The sequence below is a fragment of the Bacillus luti genome (genome assembly GCF_001884105.1).
GTDB lineage: Bacteria > Bacillota > Bacilli > Bacillales > Bacillaceae_G > Bacillus_A > Bacillus_A luti.
In genome coordinates this window covers 37856-60928 of sequence record NZ_MACI01000088.1, presented here as the reverse complement: position 1 = coordinate 60928, position 23073 = coordinate 37856, and the positions used below count along the sequence as shown (strand labels likewise).

The 23073-nt window shown below is 36.3% G+C and carries 22 protein-coding genes and 2 riboswitches; of the genes, 14 read left to right on the top strand and 8 right to left on the bottom strand.

Annotated features, from left to right (window positions below; all coding sequences use genetic code 11):
• Positions 1 to 4: 4 nt before the first annotated feature.
• The 3 genes from glmS to BAQ48_RS21895 all read left to right on the top strand — a co-directional run bounded on the left by glmS (position 5) and on the right by BAQ48_RS21895 (position 4713).
• Complete coding sequence (gene glmS, locus BAQ48_RS21905) at positions 5 to 1807, top strand: glutamine--fructose-6-phosphate transaminase (isomerizing) (RefSeq protein WP_000334147.1); 1803 nt, start codon at positions 5 to 7, stop codon at positions 1805 to 1807.
• A 247-nt stretch (positions 1808 to 2054) separates the two neighbouring features.
• Positions 2055 to 4010, top strand: coding sequence for a S9 family peptidase (locus BAQ48_RS21900; protein WP_071712822.1), 1956 nt, complete (start codon positions 2055 to 2057; stop codon positions 4008 to 4010).
• A 136-nt stretch (positions 4011 to 4146) separates the two neighbouring features.
• Entirely contained in the window at positions 4147 to 4713 is a 567-nt protein-coding gene (locus tag BAQ48_RS21895; RefSeq protein ID WP_071712821.1) for a DUF4256 domain-containing protein, read from the top strand.
• A 72-nt stretch (positions 4714 to 4785) separates the two neighbouring features.
• Here the strand turns inward: BAQ48_RS21895 and BAQ48_RS21890 are convergent, their stop codons facing one another.
• The 3 genes from BAQ48_RS21890 to BAQ48_RS21880 form a co-directional block, all read right to left on the bottom strand.
• A complete protein-coding gene (locus BAQ48_RS21890) occupies positions 4786 to 5292 on the bottom strand; it encodes a DoxX family membrane protein (protein WP_071712820.1) in 507 nt (168 codons plus the stop codon).
• Positions 5293 to 5530: 238 nt separating this feature from the next.
• Positions 5531 to 6448, bottom strand: coding sequence for a sigma factor regulator N-terminal domain-containing protein (locus tag BAQ48_RS21885; protein WP_071712819.1), 918 nt, complete (start codon positions 6446 to 6448; stop codon positions 5531 to 5533).
• Positions 6448 to 6939, bottom strand: coding sequence for an RNA polymerase sigma factor (locus tag BAQ48_RS21880; RefSeq protein ID WP_071712818.1), 492 nt, complete (start codon positions 6937 to 6939; stop codon positions 6448 to 6450). Before BAQ48_RS21880 ends, BAQ48_RS21885 begins: the two co-directional genes overlap by 1 nt.
• Positions 6940 to 7329: 390 nt before the next feature.
• Here BAQ48_RS21880 and BAQ48_RS21875 point away from each other — a divergent pair, with 390 nt between their 5' ends.
• Positions 7330 to 8106 carry an SDR family oxidoreductase gene (locus tag BAQ48_RS21875; RefSeq protein ID WP_071712817.1) on the top strand — a complete coding sequence of 259 codons (777 nt, stop codon included), beginning with the start codon at positions 7330 to 7332 and terminating at the stop codon, positions 8104 to 8106.
• A 37-nt stretch (positions 8107 to 8143) separates the two neighbouring features.
• Here BAQ48_RS21875 and BAQ48_RS21870 read toward each other — a convergent pair whose 3' ends face one another.
• From BAQ48_RS21870 to BAQ48_RS21855, 4 genes are all read right to left on the bottom strand, one after another.
• On the bottom strand, positions 8144 to 8812 hold the full coding sequence (locus BAQ48_RS21870; protein WP_048534860.1) for a methionine ABC transporter permease: 669 nt from the start codon (positions 8810 to 8812) through the stop codon (positions 8144 to 8146).
• Positions 8787 to 9827 carry a methionine ABC transporter ATP-binding protein gene (locus BAQ48_RS21865; protein ID WP_071712816.1) on the bottom strand — a complete coding sequence of 347 codons (1041 nt, stop codon included), beginning with the start codon at positions 9825 to 9827 and terminating at the stop codon, positions 8787 to 8789. The genes BAQ48_RS21870 and BAQ48_RS21865 overlap by 26 nt, the downstream gene beginning before the upstream one ends.
• Before the next feature lie 12 nt (positions 9828 to 9839).
• Complete coding sequence (locus tag BAQ48_RS21860) at positions 9840 to 10652, bottom strand: MetQ/NlpA family ABC transporter substrate-binding protein (RefSeq protein ID WP_071712815.1); 813 nt, start codon at positions 10650 to 10652, stop codon at positions 9840 to 9842.
• An 84-nt stretch (positions 10653 to 10736) separates the two neighbouring features.
• Positions 10737 to 10851: riboswitch (SAM riboswitch) on the bottom strand.
• Positions 10852 to 10932: 81 nt separating this feature from the next.
• Complete coding sequence (locus tag BAQ48_RS21855; protein WP_071712814.1) at positions 10933 to 11841, bottom strand: NAD(P)-dependent alcohol dehydrogenase; 909 nt, start codon at positions 11839 to 11841, stop codon at positions 10933 to 10935.
• A 155-nt stretch (positions 11842 to 11996) separates the two neighbouring features.
• Between BAQ48_RS21855 and BAQ48_RS21850 the strand changes: the two genes are divergently transcribed.
• The 6 genes from BAQ48_RS21850 to BAQ48_RS21825 all read left to right on the top strand — a co-directional run bounded on the left by BAQ48_RS21850 (position 11997) and on the right by BAQ48_RS21825 (position 18737).
• A complete protein-coding gene (locus tag BAQ48_RS21850; RefSeq protein ID WP_033665394.1) occupies positions 11997 to 12761 on the top strand; it encodes a hypothetical protein in 765 nt (254 codons plus the stop codon).
• 66 nt (positions 12762 to 12827) lie between these two features.
• The gene (locus BAQ48_RS21845) at positions 12828 to 14264 is read left to right on the top strand and encodes an FAD-binding oxidoreductase (protein ID WP_071712813.1); all 1437 of its coding nucleotides are present in this window, start codon (positions 12828 to 12830) and stop codon (positions 14262 to 14264) included.
• Complete coding sequence (locus tag BAQ48_RS21840) at positions 14261 to 14794, top strand: MFS transporter (RefSeq protein WP_000222353.1); 534 nt, start codon at positions 14261 to 14263, stop codon at positions 14792 to 14794. Before BAQ48_RS21845 ends, BAQ48_RS21840 begins: the two co-directional genes overlap by 4 nt.
• Before the next feature lie 78 nt (positions 14795 to 14872).
• The gene (locus BAQ48_RS21835; protein ID WP_071712812.1) at positions 14873 to 16594 is read left to right on the top strand and encodes a DUF3981 domain-containing protein; all 1722 of its coding nucleotides are present in this window, start codon (positions 14873 to 14875) and stop codon (positions 16592 to 16594) included.
• A gap of 128 nt (positions 16595 to 16722) precedes the next feature.
• A complete protein-coding gene (locus BAQ48_RS21830) occupies positions 16723 to 17973 on the top strand; it encodes a multidrug effflux MFS transporter (RefSeq protein ID WP_084064994.1) in 1251 nt (416 codons plus the stop codon).
• 260 nt (positions 17974 to 18233) lie between these two features.
• A complete protein-coding gene (locus BAQ48_RS21825) occupies positions 18234 to 18737 on the top strand; it encodes a hypothetical protein (RefSeq protein WP_071712811.1) in 504 nt (167 codons plus the stop codon).
• A 16-nt stretch (positions 18738 to 18753) separates the two neighbouring features.
• Here BAQ48_RS21825 and BAQ48_RS21820 read toward each other — a convergent pair whose 3' ends face one another.
• Entirely contained in the window at positions 18754 to 18969 is a 216-nt protein-coding gene (locus BAQ48_RS21820; protein ID WP_071712810.1) for a DUF3951 domain-containing protein, read from the bottom strand.
• Between the two features lie 173 nt (positions 18970 to 19142).
• Positions 19143 to 19248: riboswitch (SAM riboswitch) on the top strand.
• Between the two features lie 136 nt (positions 19249 to 19384).
• Between BAQ48_RS21820 and BAQ48_RS21815 the strand changes: the two genes are divergently transcribed.
• From BAQ48_RS21815 to BAQ48_RS21800, 4 genes are read left to right on the top strand one after another with little or no spacing between them, the layout of a single operon-like run.
• The gene (locus BAQ48_RS21815; RefSeq protein WP_071712809.1) at positions 19385 to 20302 is read left to right on the top strand and encodes an ABC transporter permease; all 918 of its coding nucleotides are present in this window, start codon (positions 19385 to 19387) and stop codon (positions 20300 to 20302) included.
• A gap of 18 nt (positions 20303 to 20320) precedes the next feature.
• Positions 20321 to 21325, top strand: coding sequence for an ABC transporter permease (locus BAQ48_RS21810; RefSeq protein WP_071712808.1), 1005 nt, complete (start codon positions 20321 to 20323; stop codon positions 21323 to 21325).
• Complete coding sequence (locus tag BAQ48_RS21805) at positions 21282 to 22292, top strand: ABC transporter ATP-binding protein (protein WP_071712807.1); 1011 nt, start codon at positions 21282 to 21284, stop codon at positions 22290 to 22292. The genes BAQ48_RS21810 and BAQ48_RS21805 overlap by 44 nt, the downstream gene beginning before the upstream one ends.
• Positions 22289 to 23062: an ABC transporter ATP-binding protein gene (locus tag BAQ48_RS21800; protein WP_071712806.1), complete on the top strand. Its 774-nt coding sequence runs from the start codon at positions 22289 to 22291 to the stop codon at positions 23060 to 23062. The genes BAQ48_RS21805 and BAQ48_RS21800 overlap by 4 nt, the downstream gene beginning before the upstream one ends.
• Positions 23063 to 23073: the final 11 nt, after the last annotated feature.

Here is a 23073-nt window from a genome sequence, read left to right as displayed (position 1 = left end):
AAACATGTGTGGAATCGTAGGATTTATTGGAGAGCAAGATGCAAAGGAAATTTTATTAAAAGGTTTAGAAAAGCTAGAATATCGTGGATATGATTCAGCAGGTATTGCAGTACAAGCAGAGAACGGTGTTGTTGTATACAAAGAAAAAGGCCGTATCGCAAAACTTCGTGAAATCGTAGACGAGAACGTAGCAGCAAGCGTAGGTATCGGACACACACGCTGGGCTACACACGGTGTTCCAAGTAAATTAAACGCGCATCCGCATCAAAGTACATCAAAACGCTTTACACTAGTTCATAACGGTGTAATTGAAAACTATGAATTAGTGAAAAAGGAATATTTACAAGATGTAACGTTCGTAAGTGAAACAGATACAGAGATTATCGTACAGCTTATGGAACAACAAGTGAGCACAGGATTAAGTGTAGAAGAAGCGTTCCGTAATACGCTATCTCTTTTACATGGCTCTTATGCAATCGGACTACTTGATGCTGAAAATCCAAACATGATTTATGTTGCTAAAAACAAAAGCCCGCTATTAGTAGGTGTTGGTGACAACTTTAATGTTGTGGCGAGCGACGCTATGGCGATGTTACAAGTTACAGATCAATTTATTGAGTTAATGGATAAAGAAATCGTAATCGTAACGAAAGAAAGCATTACAATTAAAAACTTACAAGGTGAAACGATTGAACGTGCACCGTTTACAGCGGAATTAGACGCAAGTGATATTGAAAAAGGAACATATCCTCATTTCATGCTTAAAGAAATCGATGAGCAACCACTTGTAATCCGTAATATTATTCAAAAGTATCAAGATGAAAATGGTGAAATTGAATTAGATCAAGACATTCGCAATGCGATTTTAGATAGCGATCGTATTTACATCATTGCATGTGGAACGAGTTATCATGCAGGTCTTGTTGGAAAACAATTTATCGAGAAGTTTGCAAAAATGCCGGTTGAAGTGCATGTAGCAAGTGAATTCTCTTATAACATGCCATTATTAACAGAAAGACCATTCTTCATTTACATTTCACAAAGTGGTGAAACAGCTGATAGCCGTGCAGTACTTGTACAAACAAATGAAATGGGTCATAAAGCATTAACGATTACAAATGTACCTGGTTCTACACTTTCTCGTGAAGCTGATTATACACTTCCATTATACGCGGGACCAGAAATTGCAGTTGCATCAACGAAAGCTTACACAGCACAGCTTGCAGTACTTTCAATTTTAGCTGCTGACATTGCAAAAGCGAAAGGTGAAGTTCTTGATTTCGACTTAACACATGAACTAGGACTTGTAGCAAATGCAATGGTAGAACTTTGTGATCAAAAAGAAGAAATGGACGCATTGGCAAAACAATTTTTAGCAACAACTCGTAACTGTTTCTTCATCGGACGTAGCGTAGACTTCTACGTAGGATTAGAAGGTGCGTTAAAGCTAAAAGAAATCTCTTACATCCAAGCAGAAGGATTTGCTGGAGGAGAATTAAAACACGGTACAATCGCCTTAATCGAAAATGGTACACCAGTTATCGCACTTGCTACACAAGAGCACGTAAACCTTGGAATTCGTGGTAACGTGAAAGAGGTAGTAGCACGCGGAGCTAACCCATGTATCATCTCAATGAAAGGCTTAGAAATGGAAGGTGACAGCTTCGTACTACCAGCTGTACACGAAGCACTAGCACCGCTAGTAGCAGTTATTCCATTCCAACTTATCTCATACTACGCAGCACTTCACCGCGAGTGTGACGTTGATAAGCCACGTAACTTAGCTAAATCTGTTACGGTTGAGTAGGAGATTGTTGGATTTGAAATAAAGATACGATGTTTTACCCCTTTAGATATAGCTATCTAAAGGGGTATTTTTGTGTTAAAAAGAACATCTAAAATCGATAGGAGGAAGTCAGGCTGCCCGTACGCCACTAAAGTATCACTTTAATTTTTCTGAATTTTTAATTATCATTTTAAGTATTCGTGAACAATTTCCTTTATTATGAAAAGAAGAGAGGATAGATTACTAGGTATTACAAGGGGGCTTATTAATGAACGTGAAAGAAAAAACATATTTAAGTATAGAAGAGATTATTTCGCTACCAACCGTATTAAGTACAAATATAAGTGATGATGGCAAGAATGTAGCATTTGTTAAGAAGACGACTAACTGGAAAGGCAATACATATAGGAATCATGTATGGGTATATGAAAAAGATAAGGAGCAGAGTTTCTCATTAACAAATGAGGATATAGATAGCACATGCCCGTTATGGTCTCCAAATTCTAGGGATATTGCATACCTTAGCCCTGTTAGTAATGGGAATCAAATCTTTGTTAAGTCACTAGATGGTTACGGTGGGGTGCAAATTACTGATGAGGAAGAAGGGATCAGTACATTCAAATGGGAGCCTACTGGTAAAGGTTTTTATTATATTGCACAATCAAAAGAATGTGAGGAGATAAAGAAACGTAAGGAACGATATGGAGATTTCCAATATGTAGGTAAGGAACATCAGAATAATTGTTTATATTACATTGAAATGGAAAAAGAGATACAAAATGATAAAGAGGAACGAGAGATTAGCGGTGGTTATCCATTAACTGATGGTAAGGATTTTTATATCCATGGATTTGATATTTCAAATGATGGGACAAAGGTTGTATTTATGGCTACACCAAGTCCGAGCGATCATATGAATGGTGATCTATACATATTAGATGTTGAAGCTAGGGAACTACAAAAAATGAATATAGGCAAGTTGTTGGGAGGGAGCATTTGTTTTTCTCCTGAAGGTAGTAAAATATGTTACTCAGCAAGCATAAGAGAGAAGGATTACTATAGAAACCATATACAAGAAAGTACGTTAGAGATATATGATATGAATACTGGAGAGGTACTTCAGCCCCTAACAAACTTTGATAGTACGGTTACGCCATTACAATGGACAGCTAAAGGGATTTTAATTAGATGGCAGGATAAAACGAATTATTGTATTGGATTACTAGCTGAAGATGGCACTATGAAAGCATTAAGTGACAACGTAGATGGTTTTATAATGGATGCCTCTATAACAAAGGATGGAAATTATATAACCTATAGTAAGGCTATAACAAATGAAACCTTTGAAATCTATTTGGACGATAAAAAAATAACAAATGAAAATAGCTTTTTCGAAGGGAAGCTTAAGAGTAACAGGGAAATCATCTCATGGAAAAGTAGTGATGGTCTTGAAATAGAGGGTGTTTTATCAACTCCAGTAGAGTTTGACGCAAATCAAAAATATCCTTTATTAGTAGTAATTCACGGCGGTCCGGCTTGGGCATCTTTTCCGATATTTTCAGACTGCTTCAATGAGAAATATCCGATTGAACAGTTTGTTGAAAAAGGCTTTATCGTTTTAGAACCAAACTACAGGGGAAGTTCTGGTTATGGTAATGAATTTTTAAAAGCAAACTATAGAAAACAGGGAATCGCTGACTACGATGATGTTATATCAGGGGTGGATAAGCTAGTTGATCAAGGGATGGTAGATAAAGATAGAGTAGGAGTTATGGGATGGAGTAACGGAGGATATATATCAGCTTTCTGTTCTACATTTAGTAGCAGATTTAAGGCAATTTCAGTTGGGGGCGGAATTACGAACTGGAGTACTCATTACGTAAATACAGATATCCCTTACTTCATTAGGATGCATTTAGGAAATACTCCATGGAATGATCCAGAGATATATATGAAAACATCACCAATGACGTATATTAAATCAGCCTGTACGCCTACCTTAATTCAACATGGCGAAAAGGATGCAAGGATTCCGGTTACAAATGCATATGACCTATATCAAGGCTTAATGGATATGGAAGTTGATACAGAATTAATTATATTTAAAGGAATGGCATATAGTCCTGATCAACCGGGAATGAATGTAGCTATTATGAAGCAGAATTTGATGTGGTTTTCACACTATATTCTTGGAGAAAGTATGGAGGGTTTTAGTACTATATAATAGATATCCGCACAGGGATTTTTCGTTGTGCAATCGGGTCAGATTGTTGAAAAAGAGATACAACAAATTATATAATTTGTTGTAAACTGCATGCAAACCATTATGATTATAAGGAAATGTAATTCGGAGGACTAATATGACAGAGAATAAAAATGTGCTACCGGTAGAACAACGTGAAGAACTAATAAAAGTATTACAAGCTCGTTTTGAGAAAAGCATGAATCGCCATGAAGGTCTTGAATGGGCTAAAGTTGAGGTAAAGCTGAATGCTAGCCCTGAAAAGTTATGGTCACTTAACGAAATGGAAGTAACGGGCGGTGAACCGGATGTTGTTGGTTACGATGAAGAGAAGGACGAGTATATTTTCTGCGATTGCTCAAAGGAGAGTCCTAAAGGCCGCAGAAGCCTTTGTTATGATCTTGAAGCGTTAGAATCAAGAAAGAAGCATAAACCAGAAAATAACGCTATTGATGTGGCAGCCGCTATGGGTATTGAACTATTAACTGAAGAACAATATCGGGAGTTACAACAACTTGGAGATTTTGATATGAAATCATCGAGTTGGGTACAAACACCTTCAGATATTAGAGAACTCGGTGGTGCTCTATTTTGCGATTACCGCTTCGGGCACGTTTTCGTGTACCACAATGGAGCAGACTCCTATTATGCTGCCAGAGGATTCCGTGGCTCGTTAAAAGTTTAAATTAGGATGAATAAGAAAAAGAGCCTATACTCAGGCTCTTTTTCTTATTTATATTTTAAGAGTAAACTGTTACTACGCAGTTTTACTTAATTTATATGTTCCGTGGTTGTTTTTACGGAAAATTTTAGGGAAAACATAGCCATCTAATCCAATACGTCCAGCGTTCTGCCCTGCAACTAAAATGAACATAGTCAAAATAAGCAGGTTTGGGTTTACACTAACAGTTCCGCTTAATAAAAATGAAAGATTCATTATGATTCCGAAAAATGCAGCTGTTTTTGTTAATCCGCCTAAAATTAAACCTAGACCTACTAAAATTTCTCCCCATTGAACTAAAAAGCTAAATAGGTCTGCGTTTGGAAGGACAAAATGTTGAAGAAAATCTGCCCACCAACTTTGTACTGCAGGGTGATCACCTGATGCTTGAGCGATAGCGCCCTTTAGAAAACCACTTGCGTCAAAAGATTGTCCGAAGACTTTGCCTATCCCAGCAGCGAGCCATGTATATCCTATGTAAAGCCGTAAAAGTAATAATATGAAAGTAGCACGTTTATCAGTTCTTAAAAAATTGATAACCATTGAAATCCCTCCAATATTGTATTTACAAGTTTATTATATATCCAATGTGAAAAAATTCACAATGGATATAATGTGAACAAGTTTATGATTTTTTATTTGTAAAATTGTACATAAAGCATTTTGAAATTTATTTTTGGAAGGTGAAGAATAAATGTGGTATGGGAGCTATCTATTTTAGTAGAGAGCTCCCAGAGTAAACAGATTCATGTAGTTTTTTTGTGTATCTGGGCATTACGTATTATTTCTCTGGTTTTATATAAGGAACAACTTGCGCAGTCACCCCTACAGAAGCACCGCGAATAAAATCTTGATTTTCTAATGCTTTAAAGTTTTCCGTTTTTCCTGTTAGCATAACACCTAAAATTTTCACTTGATCGAATGGTTTGTTTTTGTTTGCTTTTAAGAATTTCTGGATATCTTCGTCATGCCCACCGTCATCGTATTGGTTGAGTGAATCAACGAACTCTTTGTACGCTTCTTTAGGGGACGTGTCTGGATTGAATCCGTAAACTGGCATACCGGCAGGTCCTTTACTTTCATCTCCAATGGTTGAGGTCATATATAGCCATACGATATTTAAGTTATCTGGTATTTTTGTTTGAACTTCTTTTAATGTATAGGGTTGATTGAAAGAGATGGCAACTTCGGCAACATAGTTGTTCATTTGTGAAACTTCACCTAATTCATTTTGGACACCATCATGATAATCTTTAATATTCGGGTTATAAAATGTCGCAAATTTATTCTTTGTTTGTTTATCGTACTCATAAAATTCTGCATTGGACCTGGACCAATAGAAACCAGGAGTTAACTCATTGAAGTCAATATGAGTCAGGAACCAACCATAAGAGCTTGTTAATGTGTTCCATGGGACTACATAACCGTTAACATTTTTGGAACGGTTTGATATAATATTGCCGCCAAACATAGATGAATTACTCGTTACTTGAGAATCAATTTGCACATTCGGTTCTGCAATTGCGTTATGTAAAAAGAGATTTTCGTGAAGCTTCGTAGAGCTTTTCGCTGCGAAGTAATTGCCAACCTTGTACATTATAGGGATCAGCATGATTACAACGATAATAGAAGTAATGATGATTTTTAGTAACTGTTTTCTTTTAGCTTTTTTTAATGCATCTTTTAAAGAAGTATCCATTAAGGTTTTCCTCCTACTGTAGAATGAATTGTTTTACGTGCACGATGTAATTTTTGTTTAACACTGTTCACTTGAATATCTAGTATTAGGGCGATTTCTTCATATGAAAAATCATAATAATATTTTAAAAAGAAGGCTTCTTTATATTCTAGTTTTATATCTTTTAATAAATAGAAAATCTCATCTTTATTTAAAACAGCATCCAATTCTCGGTCTGTATATTGTAGTTTTGAATAAATTTCTTCAGTTAAATAGATATTTTGTTGCTCTTTTTTTCTCTTCAAGTCAATGTATTCATTTAATGCGACCCTAAAAAACCATGGTCGTATGCTACTCTCGGTTAGGTCATCTAGCAACGTATATACTTTATAGAAAGTATTTTGGATGATGTCTTCTGCATCTTCTTTTATAGCCCCTTTCGCTAATAATAGTTTGAACACTTCCTCTCCTAAATTGATAAGATAGGAGGTCAATATATTTTCTTTTCCCATCATTTTTCCTCCCTACACTTATACAACGAATAGATAATAGTAAATGTATACACTTAAATTCAAATTCGTTATTAACTACGGTTTATAGTACATGATACTTCATGAATAGGAGTAATTATTTCGTTTTTTGAAATATTAAATCTGTAATGTTAAAATAAAATTGGAGATATATGGAGAGGAGACAAGGACTTAATATGTGGATGAACTTGTAATGATTCGAAAGTAGATAGATGAATTTTTCTCTCATAAGTGAGGGTTTATTTAGTTATCTGTAAATCATGCAAGGACTGCATATTTAGCTTGTACATCCCTTTGTAAGGATAGATGCCTCTGTGGGAAAATTTTATATCTCTTATAGAAAATATGCGTCCTTTAAACTTGGAGGAGTATATGATGAACCAATTAAAACATAAAGTAGCAGTTGTTACAGGTGTAAGTCGTCTAGATGGTATAGGAGCAGCGATTTGTAAAGAATTAGCTGAGGCAGGATACGATATATTTTTTACGTATTGGACAGAGTATGATAAAGAGATGCCTTGGGGCGTTGAGCAAAACGAACAAATACAATTAAAAGAAGAGTTATTAAAAAATGGCATCAAAGTATCGAACATGGAGTTAGACTTAACTCGGAACGATGCACCCCAGCAGCTTATAAATAAAGTTACTGAACAACTAGGATACCCTCATATATTAATTAATAATGCAGCGTATTCTACGAATAATGATTTCTCTAATTTGACTGCCGAAGAACTAGATAAGCATTACATGGTAAATATTCGTGCGACTACATTGCTCAGTAGTCAATTTGCCCGAGGATTTGATAAAAAATCTGGTGGTAGAATTGTAAATATGACTTCGGGACAATTTCAAGGGCCTATGGTTGGAGAATTGGCGTATGCAACAACGAAGGGAGCTATTGACGCTCTTACTAGTTCGTTGTCAGCTGAGGTAGCTCATTTAGGAATAACAGTGAATGCAATTAATCCAGGTCCAACTAGTACAGGGTGGATGACTGAAGAGATAAAGCAAGGATTAAAACCAATGTTTCCTTTCGGTAGAATTGGTGAGCCGAAGGATGCAGCAAGGCTTATTAAGTTTTTAGTAAGCGAAGAAGCAGAGTGGATTACTGGACAAGTTATTCATTCAGAAGGTGGATTTAAAAGATAAAAAGAAGGTATCTCCCTCTAGTGAGATACCTTCTTTTTTAATCTTTTTTCAGTCTTCGTGCAACACCATTTCCTAAAGATTGTAATCCTTGAACGAGGATAATTAGAATAAAGACTGTTGCATACATTACTTCAGGTTCGTAGCGTAAATGCCCGAAGCGATATGCTAAGTCACCTAGCCCGCCAGCACCTACAAGACCAGCCATTGCTGTTGCGCCGATTAAGCCAATCGTTGCAATTGTTAACCCGAGTACAAGGGAGGGACGTGCTTCTTTCACCATAACGTGCCAAATGATTTTTATAGTAGAAACGCCCATCGCTTGGTAAGCTTCAATAACACCGCGATCTACTTCTAGTAAAGCTGTCTCCATTAAACGTGCGATATAAGGGGCTGTGAAGACGACAAGCGGTACGATAACACCTTGCACGCCAATGGATGTTCCCATTAGAAACTTTGTGAAAGGTAAAATAAAGAATAATAGAATGATAAATGGAAGAGAGCGAATGACATTAATAACCGTATTCAGAATAGGATAGATGATTTTATTTTCATGCTGTCCACCAGGTCTCGTTAAAACAAGTGTAACACCAAGTGGCAGTGCAATAAGGATCGAGATAAGTAATGAAATAGATGTCATTTGAAATGTTTGGATTGTTGCTTCCCATATGACTTTACCCCATTCATCCAAAAAGGACTTGTTTCCCATAGTCTGTTCTACCTCCTTCTACGATGATTCCTTGCTCTTGTAAAAATGATAAAGCACGGTTTACCTCATTTTTTTCACCCTGCATATGAACGACAAGTTTCCCATATGCCTCATGTTTTAACTGTGTAATATTACCGGACAAAATATTCGGATATACTTGGAAACGTTTCGTAGCGACAGCTAATGCTGGCTCACCTGAAGAATGTCCTATAAAAGAAAGTGTTACAATTTCACCAGTAGTTTGTAGTTCTTTTTGTACCTCTTCTGGAATTTTTGCTGCAAATGCGCTATTTACAAATTTCTTCGTTGTTACATGTTGTGGGTTTGTGAAAATATCTTTTACAGTTCCGCTTTCGACTACAGATCCATGTTCCATAACAGCAACGCGGTCACATATACGCTGGATAACATTCATTTCATGTGTAATGAGTAAAATCGTAATTCCGATTTCTTCGTTAATCTTTAATAGCAAATCAAGGATGGAATCGGTTGTTTCTGGATCTAATGCACTCGTTGCTTCATCACTTAATAACACTTCAGGTTCATGTGATAGTGCACGAGCAATCGCAACACGTTGTTTCTGGCCACCAGAAAGCTCACTTGGATATGCATCTTTTCGATTAAAAAGATCGACAATGCGTAAATACTTTTCTACTCTTTTTTCAATTTCCGCTTTTGGAATGCCAGCAAGGCGTAACGGTAATGCGATATTTTCATAAACGGTAACAGTTTTAAGTAAATTGAATCCTTGAAAAATCATCCCGATTTTTTGTCTTGCTTTTGCTAGTTCTTTTGCCGATAAAGTTGTTAAGTCTTGATTGTTTACAATGATATTTCCTGTTGTTGGTTTTTCTAATAAATTTACACAGCGGATTAATGTACTTTTACCAGCACCGCTATATCCGATGATTCCAAATACTTCGCCCTTTGCCACTTTAATAGAAGTTGACTTAAGAGCTTCGACATTCCCCTTTTTTGTTGAAAATACTTTGGAAATATTTTTTAATTCGATCATTATAGTCAGCTCCTACCAAGACGGTAAAACAGAACCATCAAATTTTTTCTCGATAAATTCTTTTACTTCTTTAGATTGATAAGCTTTCTTTAATTTATTTACAACAGCATCATCTTTATTTTCAGTACGAACAACGACCCAGTTCACATATGGTGAATCTTTTCCCTCACGGAAAATAGAATCTTTCGCTGGACTTAACTTTGCACCTAATGCAAAGTTTGTATTGATTGCAGCTGCTTTCACTTCACTTAGTTGTGTCGGTAATTGAGATGCCTCTAATTCAACAATCTTTAATTTTTTTGGATTTTCAATTACATCTTTCGCAGTTGCCTTTTCTGTGGCCTTTGGATCAACCTTTAAAACCCCTGCTTTTTCGAATAGTTTCAAAGCTCGAAGTTCATTCGTCGGATCGTTTGGTACAGCAATCGCATCGCCCTCTTTTAATTCTTTTATATCTTTTAAGCTTTTAGAATATACACCCATAGGGAATGTTACTGTTGAAAATACTTCAGTTAATTTCATATTGCGTTCGGCTTTAAATACATCCAAATAAGATTTCGTTTGATAGCTATTTACATCAAGGCTTTTTTCATCTAAAGATACGTTTGGTGCTACATAATCATTAAATACTTTTACCTCAATTTCGAGACCATCTTTTGCTGCAACTTCTTTTACCTTTTCAAAAATTTGTTCGTGCGGTCCACCTGTTACACCGACAGTAATCTTTTTCTCATCTAATGCTTTGACTTCTTTATCTGAACCTGCGCTACAGGCACCTAATAATAGTACAGCTCCACTTACAATGCTTAGTAATACTTTTTTCATCTATAATTCCCCCTTAATATACGTTCCAAAATAAAAAGCACCTCTCAAAATAAGAGAGGTGCCGAATAGACGAAATAGGTTCCTCTCTTATCTTCCAAAACGAAAACTCGTTTTGCAGGAATTAGCACCTTAGCTTATACGTTATAAGCTCGGTTGCCGGGCATCATCGGGCCAGTCCCTCCGCCACTCTTGATAAGAGTATGTGTATGTAGTTTTTTTAATATGGTACTAATAGTAAATCTTACAAAAAGAATTGTCAATGTTATTTTCAGAAAATATTTTATTTTATGGTAATCGAAACGTTCCCTTTTTTGCGCCCTGTCTCTACGTACATATGGGCTTCTGAAATTCCTTCTAACGGGTAAGTTCTATCAATAACGGGCTTTAAATTTTCTGTTTCAGTTAGTCTTTTTAGTAGAAACATATCTTCTTTACTTACTTTTGCCATCATGCCATTAACAGATACATATATACCATTAGGCGTTAATACCTTTTTTCCAAGGGATTTATTATGTTTTCCAACTGCATCAAATATAATATCATAGTTTATCCCCTGCTTAGTAAAATCCTCTTTCGTATAATCGATTACTTTATCCGCTCCTAAAGATTGCACTAGTTCAAAATTTGAATGACTACAAACAGCTGTAACGGTTGCGCCGAAATATTTAGCAAGTTGTACGGCAGCTGTTCCTACTGATCCAGATGCGCCGTATATTAGCACTTGTTGCCCCCTTTTTATCCGGGCCTTTCTTAGGAAGTGTAGTGCCGAAGTTCCGCCAAAGGGAATAACTGCTGCTTCCTCATACGTCACATTATTAGGTTTTAATGCTATTAATCCACTTTCATGTACACATGTATATTCTGCATAGCCACCGACATTAAGCTCTGTTAATGCAAAAACTTGGTCTCCTTTTTTAAATAGAGTTACATCCGTTCCAACTTCTTCGATTTCACCGGATAATTCTACGCCAAGTATAGGTTTTCTCGGTTTTTTTAAACCTAATATAATCCGCATAGGAATCCAAAATAAGGGTGGGCTATTAAAATCGCGTATTCTACAATCTCCAGTCGTTACACTTGTTGCATGAATTTTAACTAATACTTCGTTCTTTTTAGGTGTAGGTTTTTCTACATTTTGGAGCTTTAGAACATTAGGTGGTCCATACTTTGTGCAAATAATCGCTTTCATAATGACCTCCTGAAATTAGTTGTTTTCTTTACATCATATTTGAAATTTTCCTCAAACATGTTGTTATATAGCGAATAAATTTAAGGAGAAATATTACGAATTATATGGATTTCGTAAGAAAAGGGATGATATTATTTTGGGAAGGAGGGGACGTTATGAAGAAACTTATTTTAATTTCAAGCTTAGCACTTACAGTTGGTCTAGGAGTAGGGTGTAGTAATGAGAAAACGACAAAAACTGATGAACCGAAGAAAGAATCAGTTCAGAAAGAAAAGGAAGTAGCAGCAAAGGATGTTTTCAAGAAAGCGAATGATGCTTTTAAAAATGAAGAAAATGTAACGATGACATATGATGTGGGGATAAAAGCTGAAGGAACAGAGATGAATGTAATGAAGGCGAAAATGCAATTAGAGCCGAAGAAAAAGAATTCTCGTTCTGAAATGAATGTGTCTGGTACAGATATTGTAGTTTATACAGTGGATGGCAAAGTTGCTGGTCAGGTGAAAAATCCTAATACAGGAGAAGTTATATCTGTACCGGAGGAGCAATTAAATGCGGGCGGAATGAAAGCAACGCAAGATATTGTAGATAATTTAGAAGTGCCAGCAGTAGTTTTAGATAAAATGAAGATGGAGAAAAGCGGAGATAAATATAAACTGAAATTCACATTAAAAGGACAAGAAACAGAAAGTATGTTAACTAGCATGGATGAAACGCAGAAGAAAATGTTACAAGCACAAAATGCAAAGATAGCAGAAGTGGATGCAGAATATATTATTACAAAAGACTTTAAATATGAATCAGCAAAGATAGATATGGTTATGAGTAGTAATGGTGAGGATAAAGCACACATTATTACGGATGCAAAATTCACATCGTATGAGAAATTTGATCCAATACAGCTGCCAGCAGCAAAGTAAAGACTTGTAAGAGAGGTACCTGAAAGAAAGGGTATCTCTTTTTGTTGCCAATAAGGAGAGTGCCATTTGAAAAAAAGAAAGATAGTAGTTGTCGTTATAGCGTATACGGTGTTGTTAACAGCATCTATACATACGTATAAAAAACAGCTCAATCATCCTACTATGAGTGATGTAGGTAAATTACTTCCGACAAAAATAAAACGTGTTGAAAGTGCTACAGAGGAGCAGTCGTTAATAAATTTAGTGCGAGATGCAAAAGTTTCAGGAGAGAAGATCTCTATTGCAGGTATGCAACATAGCCAAGGCGGACAGACGTATTATCCGAACGGTACGATGCTTGATATGAAAGGATATAATGAAATATTAGAGTTTGATCCAGAGAAAAAGAGGATTAGGGTACAAAGCGGTGTTACATGGAATGATATTCAAAAGAAAATAAATCCATATGGTCTTGCGGTTCAGGTGATGCAGTCGCAAAATATTTTTACGGTTGGAGGTTCATTAAGTGTTAATGTACATGGTCGTGATATTCGTCATGAAGCATTGATTGATACAGTTGAATCATTTCGACTATTAATGGCAGATGGTACTGTACGCAATGTAAGTAGAGAAGAGAATGCGGAATTATTTCCTTATGTCATTGGCGGTTACGGGTTATTTGGTGTCATTTTAGATGTGACCTTGAAGTTAACAGATGATGAATTATATGAAATGCATACGAAAATGCTAGATTATAAAGAATACACGTCTTATTTCAAAGAGAAAGTGAAAAAAGATGAAAATGTTCGTATGCACTTAGCTCGTATTTCTGTTGCTCCAAATTCATTTTTAAAAGAAATGTATGTGACAGATTATGTATTGGCAGAAAGTCAGCAGAGGCTGGAAGAATACAGTGAGTTAAAAGAAGAAAATATTATAGCTGCACCGAAGTTTTTGCTTGGGTTATCACGTTATAGTGAGTGGGGAAAGAATACATTTTGGGATATACAAAGAAGTTATTTTGAACGTACAGACGGACAGTTTGAGACACGAAATAATGTTATGAGATCAGATAGTGCCTTTATGGAATATGAAAATCCGAACCGTACAGAAGTGTTACAAGAATACTTTGTTCCTGTAGATTCCTTCACAGAATATATAGATGATTTACGTACCATATTAAGTGAAGAAGAACTGAATTTGCTCAATATTACGATTCGTTACGTGGAAAAGAATGAAAATGCAGTTTTATCCTATGCGAAAGATGATATGTTTGCGTTAGTTCTTTTAATTAATCAAGGACGCTCTGAAAATGAGATAAAGAAAACAGAAGGTATCATTCGGAAGATGATCGATGTTACTTTAAAATATCACGGTAGTTACTATTTACCGTATTATTCTTATCCAATGAAAGATCAGTTAAAGAAGGCATATCCTCGTATAGAAGAATTTCTTCAGAAGAAAAAGGACATAGATCCAGAAGAGCGATTTGTGAATTTATTTTATAGGGAGTATACGAAATGACATATAGAAGATTTGTAGCCTCACAAAGCATCATTATGATGGCGGGAAGTATGGTATTTCCTTTTTACATTCTACTGCTTCGAAATGTTGGAAATAGCTTCTCGCAGTTTGGCTGGGCTTATGGCTTATTTGCTTTAACTGCAGCACTTGTATATCCACTAGTAGGAAAGGTGTCTGATAGAGTAGGAGATAGAAAATTATTAATCATATACGCTTGGTCCATGGCAATAGTAATGCTTTGTTTTCCTATTGCGAGTGAAGTTTGGCATGTATATATTCTTCAAATTGTGATGGGGGTTTTAGGTGCTGTGCAGCGTAATACAGAAAAAACGTCACTAGCACGAAAGGTTGCGCAGGAAAAGGCTGGTTATGAGATTGGAAAATACCATGTGTGGACATCGATTGGCGGGGCATTAGCGATTATTGCAACGGGATATTTAGTAGATTTCTTTACGATTGGTACGATTTTTTACATTGCATCTATCTTATATGTAGTGAGTGGCGTTGTATTAAGTAGTAAAAAAATATAATCATTCCCATTTTTACCTGATTAACCTTTATTTGTTATACTGAAAGGGAAAATAAAAGAAAAGGGGACATTGCCTTTGATGAAATTTTTAGTTTTAGCTATTCTCACTTTGTTTTTGATTCCATGGACACGAAGCGGTAGTAATAAACTTCGAGCGGTGGATCAGAAAGGGGATGAGAAGGTTGTAAAGGGTAAGAAATCATCCATTTTAGTTATCCCTATTTTATTTTGGATAGGTATAGCAATCTATGAATATCTTTGGTTAATTGATGATCGAGTAGATTCGATTCTTACTCATTATTCTGTTGCAGTAGCAATTTTAATTGGGCTTGTTTTATTTTCACAAGATAAGATAGGGAAATTAGAAGGCACGTTAAAAGGACTTCTAATGTTTATTTTACTAGCAAGTTACGGCTATTTTGGTTATTTGCATGATGTAGTAATTACGCAAACGAAATATGATTCGGTTGTTAAGATAGAGAAAGAGATTTCGGAACCATTTACTGAAAATGATCAGCCGTTTACAGTACCGCCAAAGACAGCGGAGAATAAGATGAAAAAAGTATTTGGGGATATTCCGAAAGTAGCTTATTTTGAGCTAGGAGAATTAACGCCACAAATGGTAAATGGTGAAGCTTTATATGTAGCGCCGATTGAAGTTTCAGGATTTTTTAAAGCGCGTAAAGCTGAAACAATCCCAGGGTACGTTACGATGTCAGGTACGAATCCTGATGCTGAAGCGAAACTACACCTTGGTTATAAAATGAAATATGTGCCAAGCATGTTCTTCGGTAATAATTTAGAGCGTGTTGTAAGGCAAGCGGAACCAAATTTAATCTTTAAAGGGAAACCTAAATTTGAAGTTGATGATAAAGGGAAACCGTATTATACAATGACGTATGGTGAATTTATTTCAGGAAGATCTGGATTTGAAGTAGAGGGCGTTGTAGTAGTAGACGCACAAACAGGCGAAGTGAAAAGATACGACAAAGGAAAGGCACCTAAATTTGTTGATGGCGTATTAAATCACGAGACCGCATCTACATTAAATACGTATTTCGGTAAATATATTCACGGATTTTGGAATACGAAATTCTCGCAAACTGATATGAAGATCCCGACTGAGTGGGGAACGAAAGAAGGAGTTACGCCAATCTTCGGTAAGGATGGAACATTATATTACTTTACTGATTTCACCTCTCCGAAAGAAGGAGTAGATTCTGCATTAGGTTACTCGCTTATTGATGCGCGTACAGGTAAGTTGTATTACTATAACGGAAAAGAAGTAAAGGGAATTATGGATGGTTCAGCTGCTTCGGAAGTAGTGGATAATTCCTTTAAGAGAGAGAAATGGCATGGAACGATGCCGGTTATTTATAACGTGTACGGTAAACCTTCTTGGATTGTACCTGTTATTGATGACGGCGGATTAGTACGTGCTCATACAGTTATCTATGCTTCTAATGCAAAAATATTTGCAACTGGTTCGACGCAAAAAGAGGCGCTGGAGAATTATAAAAATGCGCTGAGCGGAAGTGGAGATTCATTTAGACCGACTTCAAATGGAAAAGAAGCGCAAAAAGAAGGTATTGTACAACGAGTATATAAAGAAAAATCAGGTGAAAATACGATCGTATACGTACTGTTAGAAAATGAACAAAAAGTATTTATGATACCTGCGAAAAAATTCCCGTATGCTATGTTTACAGAAGTGGGAGATCCAATTCAAATCACATATTTAGATACAGGAGAGGCGATGTCTTCCGTATCTAAATTTACAAATAGTAATTTGAACAAGTAAAGTGATAGAGATTCTATCGCTTTTTTTTTACAGAATTAAACAGGAAAATGCGCTATACTTGACGTATGTTTATGTTGTAACTATAATTGTTACGATTCAGTATGTATAGGAAAGGGTGAACGGAAAAAGTGAATGGAGTTAATCAGGAAATATATAAGCCTGTAAAGACAAACAGGTTATGGATGATTCTTGTACTAGGGACACTTACGGCGATTGGGCCATTATCTATTGATATGTATTTGCCTTCGTTACCGAAATTAACGGATGACTTGCAAACAGGTGCATCCCTAGCGCAGCTTACATTGACGGCTTGTTTGCTTGGGCTTTCAGTAGGACAATTATTCATCGGTTCAATTAGTGATATTTACGGAAGGCGCAAACCTCTTATTATTGCTCTTATTATTTATGTAGCTTCTTCTTTACTTTGTGCTGTAGCGCCATCTATTTGGAGTTTAGTGCTTTTACGTTTCTTACAAGGCGCTTCAGGGTCTGCCGGTATCGTTATATCACGTGCAATGGTACGTGATATGTACTCAGGTTCTGAAATGACGAAGTTCTTCTCGCTGCTCATGTTAGTAAATGGAGCAGCACCTATTTTGGCGCCGATTATTGGAGGACAATTGTTACAGTTCACAACATGGCGCGGTGTCTTTATCGTTCTTGGAGCAATTAGTGTATTCATGTTAATATCAGCGACGTTCGTATTGCGTGAAACGTTACCTCCTGAAGAAAGAGAGACAGGTGGTTTGTCAGGGACATTGGCAACATACGGAAAGCTTCTGAAAGATCGCTTGTTTATGGGATATGCATTGTCACAGGGATTAGTAACGGCGGCAATGTTTGCGTACATTTCGGGCTCACCATTTGTGTTACAGAACATATACGGAGCATCACCACAGCAATTTAGTTTATTCTTTGCAATCAACGGTATCGGTATTATTATTGCTAGTCAGGTAACGGGTCGTTTAGCGGGGAAAGTGAATGAGAAGACATTATTTGTTGCTGGTATTATTATTGCAGCTGTTGGTGGTTTATCTTTACTACTGACAATCTTATTAGGAATAGGATTAATTGGTGTGTTATGCTCGTTATTCCTCGTTGTATCAAGTGTTGGGGTTGTATCAACAACTGGTTTCTCTTTAGCGATGAGAAATCAAAAACAAGCAGCAGGAACAGCATCGGCTTTATTAGGTTTATTACAGTTCATTTCAGGAGCACTTGTAGCGCCGCTAGTAGGTATTGGTGGAAGTGATACAGCATTGCCGATGGGAGTTGTGATAGCTCTTTGTGAAATTGGTGCTGTGCTATGTTATTTATTTATGGCAAGAAGAAGTGAAAAGCAGTTTGAACTGCAACAAAAACAAAATGTAGAAGCTTAATAAAAAGAGCTGATTCAAAGGGAATATTTGAATCAGCTCTTTTTTAATTTTTTTGAAATAACTCTTATCTATGTGCAAGTTGATAGAGTAAAGTGATGCAAAAGTTATTTGCATAAAGTGACGATACTGTGACAAAAATGTTGGTATATATATTACGATATCGTCTTAAGTGTAAAAAGTAGGATGTTCTCGGTATAATAACAAGTGGAGATAAAAGAAACTATAATGAGTAATAGTTGTAGATAAAAGGAGAATTAGAGATGAAGAAGGTTTTGGGTATTGCTGTAATGGGAAGTATGATCCTTCTAGCAGGATGTAATGGAAATAAAGATACGAAAGAACCAAAAGAAAAGGTGGAGCAGTCTACTGAACAAACAGAAGAGATGAAAGAATACCGTGCAGTACATGAAAAATACGATTTGAAAATGAATAAAGAAATTAATAAAGCACTGCAGTTATTTGAAGTGGCAAAAGAAAAGGGCGGTAAGGAAATAACGAATGCTACATATAAAGAAGACGTGCAAAAGGTAACAACGAGCATGTTAGAAGATATTGATAATATACGTAAAGAAATTCATGTTCCAAAATCGAAAGAGGAAGAACATGAGTTATATGTTGGCTTCTTAAAGGAATCGGAACAAGCGATGAAAAAATTACAAAAGTTAGCTAAAGAAGAAGATTCATCATTGATTCGTGATATAGAAATTAACTTTGCAACAGCATCGACATACTATAAACGTTTTCAAACAGAAGCGAAAAAATAACCTTGCGTGTGCAAGGTTATTTTTTCTTCTTGCCATCTCCGTCTTCATCCTCAGATACTAATACTTTCTGTTCTTCATGAAATTCTGAAATAGTTTGTCCAGTAATGTTATCGAAGGGTGTGTAAAAAGAGGTGATACTTTTCTTCTTAATGAAAAGTTTATAAAATCCAATGATAACAAGGATGACGATTGTTAACGGTAATCCTATAGTTGCCAGAAGTATCGGATCCATCGTATAACTCCTTTAATATAATTTCTTTTTATTATAAGTGAAAAACTGCGATTTAGATAAAGGGCTCTATCAAAAACTGATTTTTCTAAATATATCCAATTTGATTGACTTTTCATTTTTTCAGAATTATAATTCGAAATATACAATTTGAACCAAATAATAATATAGCAATTTACTTATCCAGAGAGGTAGAGGGACTGGCCCTATGACACCTCAGCAGCGGGTTCTGTAACAGGAACACCGTGCTAATTCCAGCAAGCAAGTCTTGAAAGATAAGTGATGGGCCTTTGTTTATTAAGCCTTGATCTTATTTTTTAAGATCAAGGCTTTTTGTATTCTAAAAAGAGAAAAGGGAGTAATGGGAAAAGCACATGAATAAAACAAAGTAAATTTATGAGTTTAGGGGGTTATTGGAGTGTATGTTGTTAAAAAACTATCAGTTATGGTATTTACACTATGGATTATTACAACAGTAACATTTTTGATTATGCACATTATTCCGGGGGATCCATTTTCATCAGATGCAAAGATCTTTCCAGCAGAAGTTGTGCAGAATATGAGAGCGAAGTATCACCTTGATGAACCGTTATGGAATCAATATGTTGCGTATTTAGACGGCGTAGTTCATTTTGATTTTGGTGAATCTGTTCAATCAACCGGGCAAGGTGTATCAGAAATTATAACAACTGGCTTTGGTCCATCAGCAATTATTGGTCTACAAGCACTTGTTATTTCGTTGCTAGTCGGAATTGCTGCAGGTACATTTGCTGCTCTCTATCATGGGAAGGTAATTGATTATGGTGTGAGTTTACTTGCAATCCTTGGTATTTCTATTCCGAGTTTTATTTTAGCACCACTATTTATACAAATACTCGCTATTCAATTTGAGCTCTTACCAGTAGCGTCTTGGGGGACATTCGAACATACGGTGTTGCCATCCTTTGCATTAGCGTTAGGGCCAATCGCGGTTATTACAAGGTTTGTTCGTTCTAATATGATCGAAGTACTACAGAGTGATTATATTAAGCTAGCAAGAGCAAAAGGTATACCGATTAAGAAGATTATTATGAGGCATGCCCTTCGAAATGCAATTGTTCCAGTACTTACATTTGTTGGACCGTTAATGGCTGGACTTTTAACAGGGACTTTCATTATTGAAAAGATCTTTGCAATTCCTGGTCTCGGAAAATATTTTGTAGACAGTATTTTTAACAGGGATTATCCGGTGATTATGGGAACGACAATTTTCTATAGTGCATTATTAATTTCTTGTATTTTCATTACAGATATTATTCATCGTATTGTTGATCCGCGTATTCGTTCTATTACGTAAGGAGGGGGGCATATTTAAATGGGAGCTTATGAAATTAATAAACAGTTATTAACGAATGAAGAGAAAAAAGAACTAACGATACATAAAGAGCAGCAAAAGATTAGCCAGAAAAAAGAAGTGTTTCGTAAATTTGTATCAAATCCAATCGCGGTTCTAGGGACGGTAACATTATTGCTCATTATTATTTTCTCTCTTATTGGTGAAAGTTTAACTCCTTTCACTGCAAGTGAACAAATAAAAGAGGCGACAAACTTACCACCTAGTAGTGAGCATTGGTTTGGAACAGATGATTTAGGTAGAGATATTTGGGCGCGTACTTGGGCTGGTGGGAAAATTTCACTAGTAGTTGGATTAGTAGCAGCTGTTCTTGATATAGGACTTGGTGTACTGATCGGAGGATTTAGTGGATATGTGAGAGGGCGTAATCGCCTTGGCACGTTAATTGATGAGTGGATTGTAAGAGGGATTGAAGTATTATACGGTATCCCATATTTATTAATTGTTATTTTACTATTAATCATTATGAAACCAGGACTTTTTACAATCATTATCGCTCTTGCATTAACAGGATGGATTGGTATGGCACGTCTTGTTAGGGCGCAAGTCTTATCTTTAAAGCAAAGAGAATTTGTTATTGCAGCGGAGCGATTAGGCACATCACATATGAAAATTATATACGGACATATCATTCCGAACCTAACTGGCATTATTATCGTGAATTTATCATTTACAATCCCAGCAGCAATTTTCTCGGAATCATTTTTAAGTTTTATCGGACTTGGGGTGCAATCACCGGCAGCGAGCTGGGGGACGATGACAAATGATGCGCTTGGGACATTATTGAGCGGGGAGTGGTGGCAACTATTTTTCCCATCGCTAATGATTGCTCTCATCATGTTCGCATTTAATGCAATTGGTGATGGTTTACAAGATGCAATTGATCCAAAAATCGTAAAACGGAATCGAAAGGAGAAAAAACATGGGACAGCTCTTATCTTTAGAAAACGTAACGTTAGCCGTTGAAAAAGAGAATAGTAAGCAAGCAATTGTGAAGCATGTTTCCTTTTCTATTAGCGAAGGTGAAATAGTTGCACTTGTAGGAGAAAGTGGTTCAGGGAAAAGTGTTACAGCACAATCCATTATCGGATTAAATCAAGAATCTATTCACATTGATGATGGAAATATATCTTTTGAATCAGAGGAATTAACTAATCTACAAGAATCAGAATGGAATCAAATTCGTGGGAAAGATATTTCTTTTATCTTTCAAGACCCACTTTCATCTTTAAATCCGACGATGAAGGTGGGACGGCAAATTACAGAAGTAATTTTGCAACATGAGAAAAAATCGAAAAGAGAAGCAAAGAAAATAGCGATTAACTTGTTAACAGATTTAGGGATACATGAACCGGAGAAACGCTTTGAACAGTACCCACATCAATTAAGCGGGGGTATGAGGCAACGTATTTGTTTAGCAATTGCATTTGCTTGCCACCCAAAGCTCGTTATTGCGGATGAACCTACGACAGCATTAGATGTAACGATTCAAAAACAAATTATGGAGTTATTAAAGGAAAGAAAGGAAAAGCAAAATACGAGTATTTTATTAATTACTCACGATTTGGCGCTTGTACGTGAAGTAGCGGATCGAGTAGTTGTGATGTACGGGGGACGTGTTGTTGAAAAAGGAACGATACAGGAAGTGATAGGTTCCCCTAAACATCCATACACGAAAAGCTTATTACAAGCAATTCCGAATATGGACGATTCCGAAAAAGTATTACGTGCAATCGAAGGAACGACACCTTCCATTGAAACATTAAATAGCTTTGGGTGTCCTTTTGTAAATCGTTGCCCGGTAGCAATAAAAGAATGTATTCATCGTTTCCCGGAGAGAACAACATATTCTGGGGAGCATAGCTCACATTGCTGGCAGCATATTCTGGAGCATGATAAAGCGAAATCAAAAGAGAAGGTGAATGCCTCATGACGACAGACTTAATTACTGTAGAGCAAGTAAGGAAAACGTATGGAAGTAAAAATAAAGAAATTACAGCGTTAAAAGATATATCACTTTCTATTCCTAAAGGAACAACACTTGGCATTATTGGCGAAAGTGGTTCAGGAAAAACAACACTTGGAAAGCTCATAGCTGGGATCGAGAGTCCAACGTCTGGTGAAATTGATTATAACGGTCAAGTTGTTCACAAGCTGAAGGCAGCTCATAAGCGTGATTTCTTGCAGAAAGTACAGTTTATTTTTCAAGATTCGACAGCTGCATTAAATCCACGCTGGAAAGTACGCGATAGCGTAACAGAAGGCTATATTTCATTCGGACTCGGTGATAAAGGATTGAAGGATAAAGTAGCAGGTGATGCGCTAGAGCGTGTTGGATTAGATAGACGATATATTGATCGCTATCCACATGAATTTAGTGGAGGACAACGCCAACGTATTGCTATTGCAAGAGCCTTATTATGTGAGCCGGAAGTATTGATCCTTGATGAACCAATTTCAGCATTAGATGTTTCACTGCAAATTCAAATTGTGCATTTGCTGCAAAAAATTCAAAAGGAGCAAGGCTATACATATTTATTTATCGCACATGATTTACCGATGGTTCACTATTTATGTGAAAAAGTGGCTGTCCTATATAAAGGAGAACTTGTTGAATTTGGAAATACGGACGAAGTATTCCGTAATCCACAACATTCTTATACAAAAACATTATTAGCATCAACACCAAAAATTTCAGGGTAAAGGGGAATGTA

Bases quoted from the DNA above. Each gene is read 5' to 3' on its own strand.
- BAQ48_RS21820 (WP_071712810.1), bottom strand. From the start codon at position 18,969: ATGGATCCGATACTTCTGGCAACTATAGGATTACCGTTAACAATCGTC.
- BAQ48_RS21875 (WP_071712817.1), top strand. From the start codon at position 7,330: ATGATGAACCAATTAAAACATAAAGTAGCAGTTGTTACAGGTGTAAGT.
- BAQ48_RS21800 (WP_071712806.1), top strand. From the start codon at position 22,289: ATGACGACAGACTTAATTACTGTAGAGCAAGTAAGGAAAACGTATGGA.
- BAQ48_RS21860 (WP_071712815.1), bottom strand. From the start codon at position 10,652: ATGAAAAAAGTATTACTAAGCATTGTAAGTGGAGCTGTACTATTATTA.
- BAQ48_RS21895 (WP_071712821.1), top strand. From the start codon at position 4,147: ATGACAGAGAATAAAAATGTGCTACCGGTAGAACAACGTGAAGAACTA.
- BAQ48_RS21850 (WP_033665394.1), top strand. From the start codon at position 11,997: ATGAAGAAACTTATTTTAATTTCAAGCTTAGCACTTACAGTTGGTCTA.
- BAQ48_RS21840 (WP_000222353.1), top strand. From the start codon at position 14,261: ATGACATATAGAAGATTTGTAGCCTCACAAAGCATCATTATGATGGCG.
- BAQ48_RS21810 (WP_071712808.1), top strand. From the start codon at position 20,321: ATGGGAGCTTATGAAATTAATAAACAGTTATTAACGAATGAAGAGAAA.
- BAQ48_RS21855 (WP_071712814.1), bottom strand. From the start codon at position 11,841: ATGAAAGCGATTATTTGCACAAAGTATGGACCACCTAATGTTCTAAAG.
- glmS (WP_000334147.1), top strand. From the start codon at position 5: ATGTGTGGAATCGTAGGATTTATTGGAGAGCAAGATGCAAAGGAAATT.
- BAQ48_RS21805 (WP_071712807.1), top strand. From the start codon at position 21,282: ATGGGACAGCTCTTATCTTTAGAAAACGTAACGTTAGCCGTTGAAAAA.
- BAQ48_RS21865 (WP_071712816.1), bottom strand. From the start codon at position 9,827: ATGATCGAATTAAAAAATATTTCCAAAGTATTTTCAACAAAAAAGGGG.
- BAQ48_RS21870 (WP_048534860.1), bottom strand. From the start codon at position 8,812: ATGGGAAACAAGTCCTTTTTGGATGAATGGGGTAAAGTCATATGGGAA.
- BAQ48_RS21835 (WP_071712812.1), top strand. From the start codon at position 14,873: ATGAAATTTTTAGTTTTAGCTATTCTCACTTTGTTTTTGATTCCATGG.
- BAQ48_RS21885 (WP_071712819.1), bottom strand. From the start codon at position 6,448: ATGGATACTTCTTTAAAAGATGCATTAAAAAAAGCTAAAAGAAAACAG.
- BAQ48_RS21900 (WP_071712822.1), top strand. From the start codon at position 2,055: ATGAACGTGAAAGAAAAAACATATTTAAGTATAGAAGAGATTATTTCG.
- BAQ48_RS21890 (WP_071712820.1), bottom strand. From the start codon at position 5,292: ATGGTTATCAATTTTTTAAGAACTGATAAACGTGCTACTTTCATATTA.
- BAQ48_RS21880 (WP_071712818.1), bottom strand. From the start codon at position 6,939: ATGGGAAAAGAAAATATATTGACCTCCTATCTTATCAATTTAGGAGAG.
- BAQ48_RS21825 (WP_071712811.1), top strand. From the start codon at position 18,234: ATGAAGAAGGTTTTGGGTATTGCTGTAATGGGAAGTATGATCCTTCTA.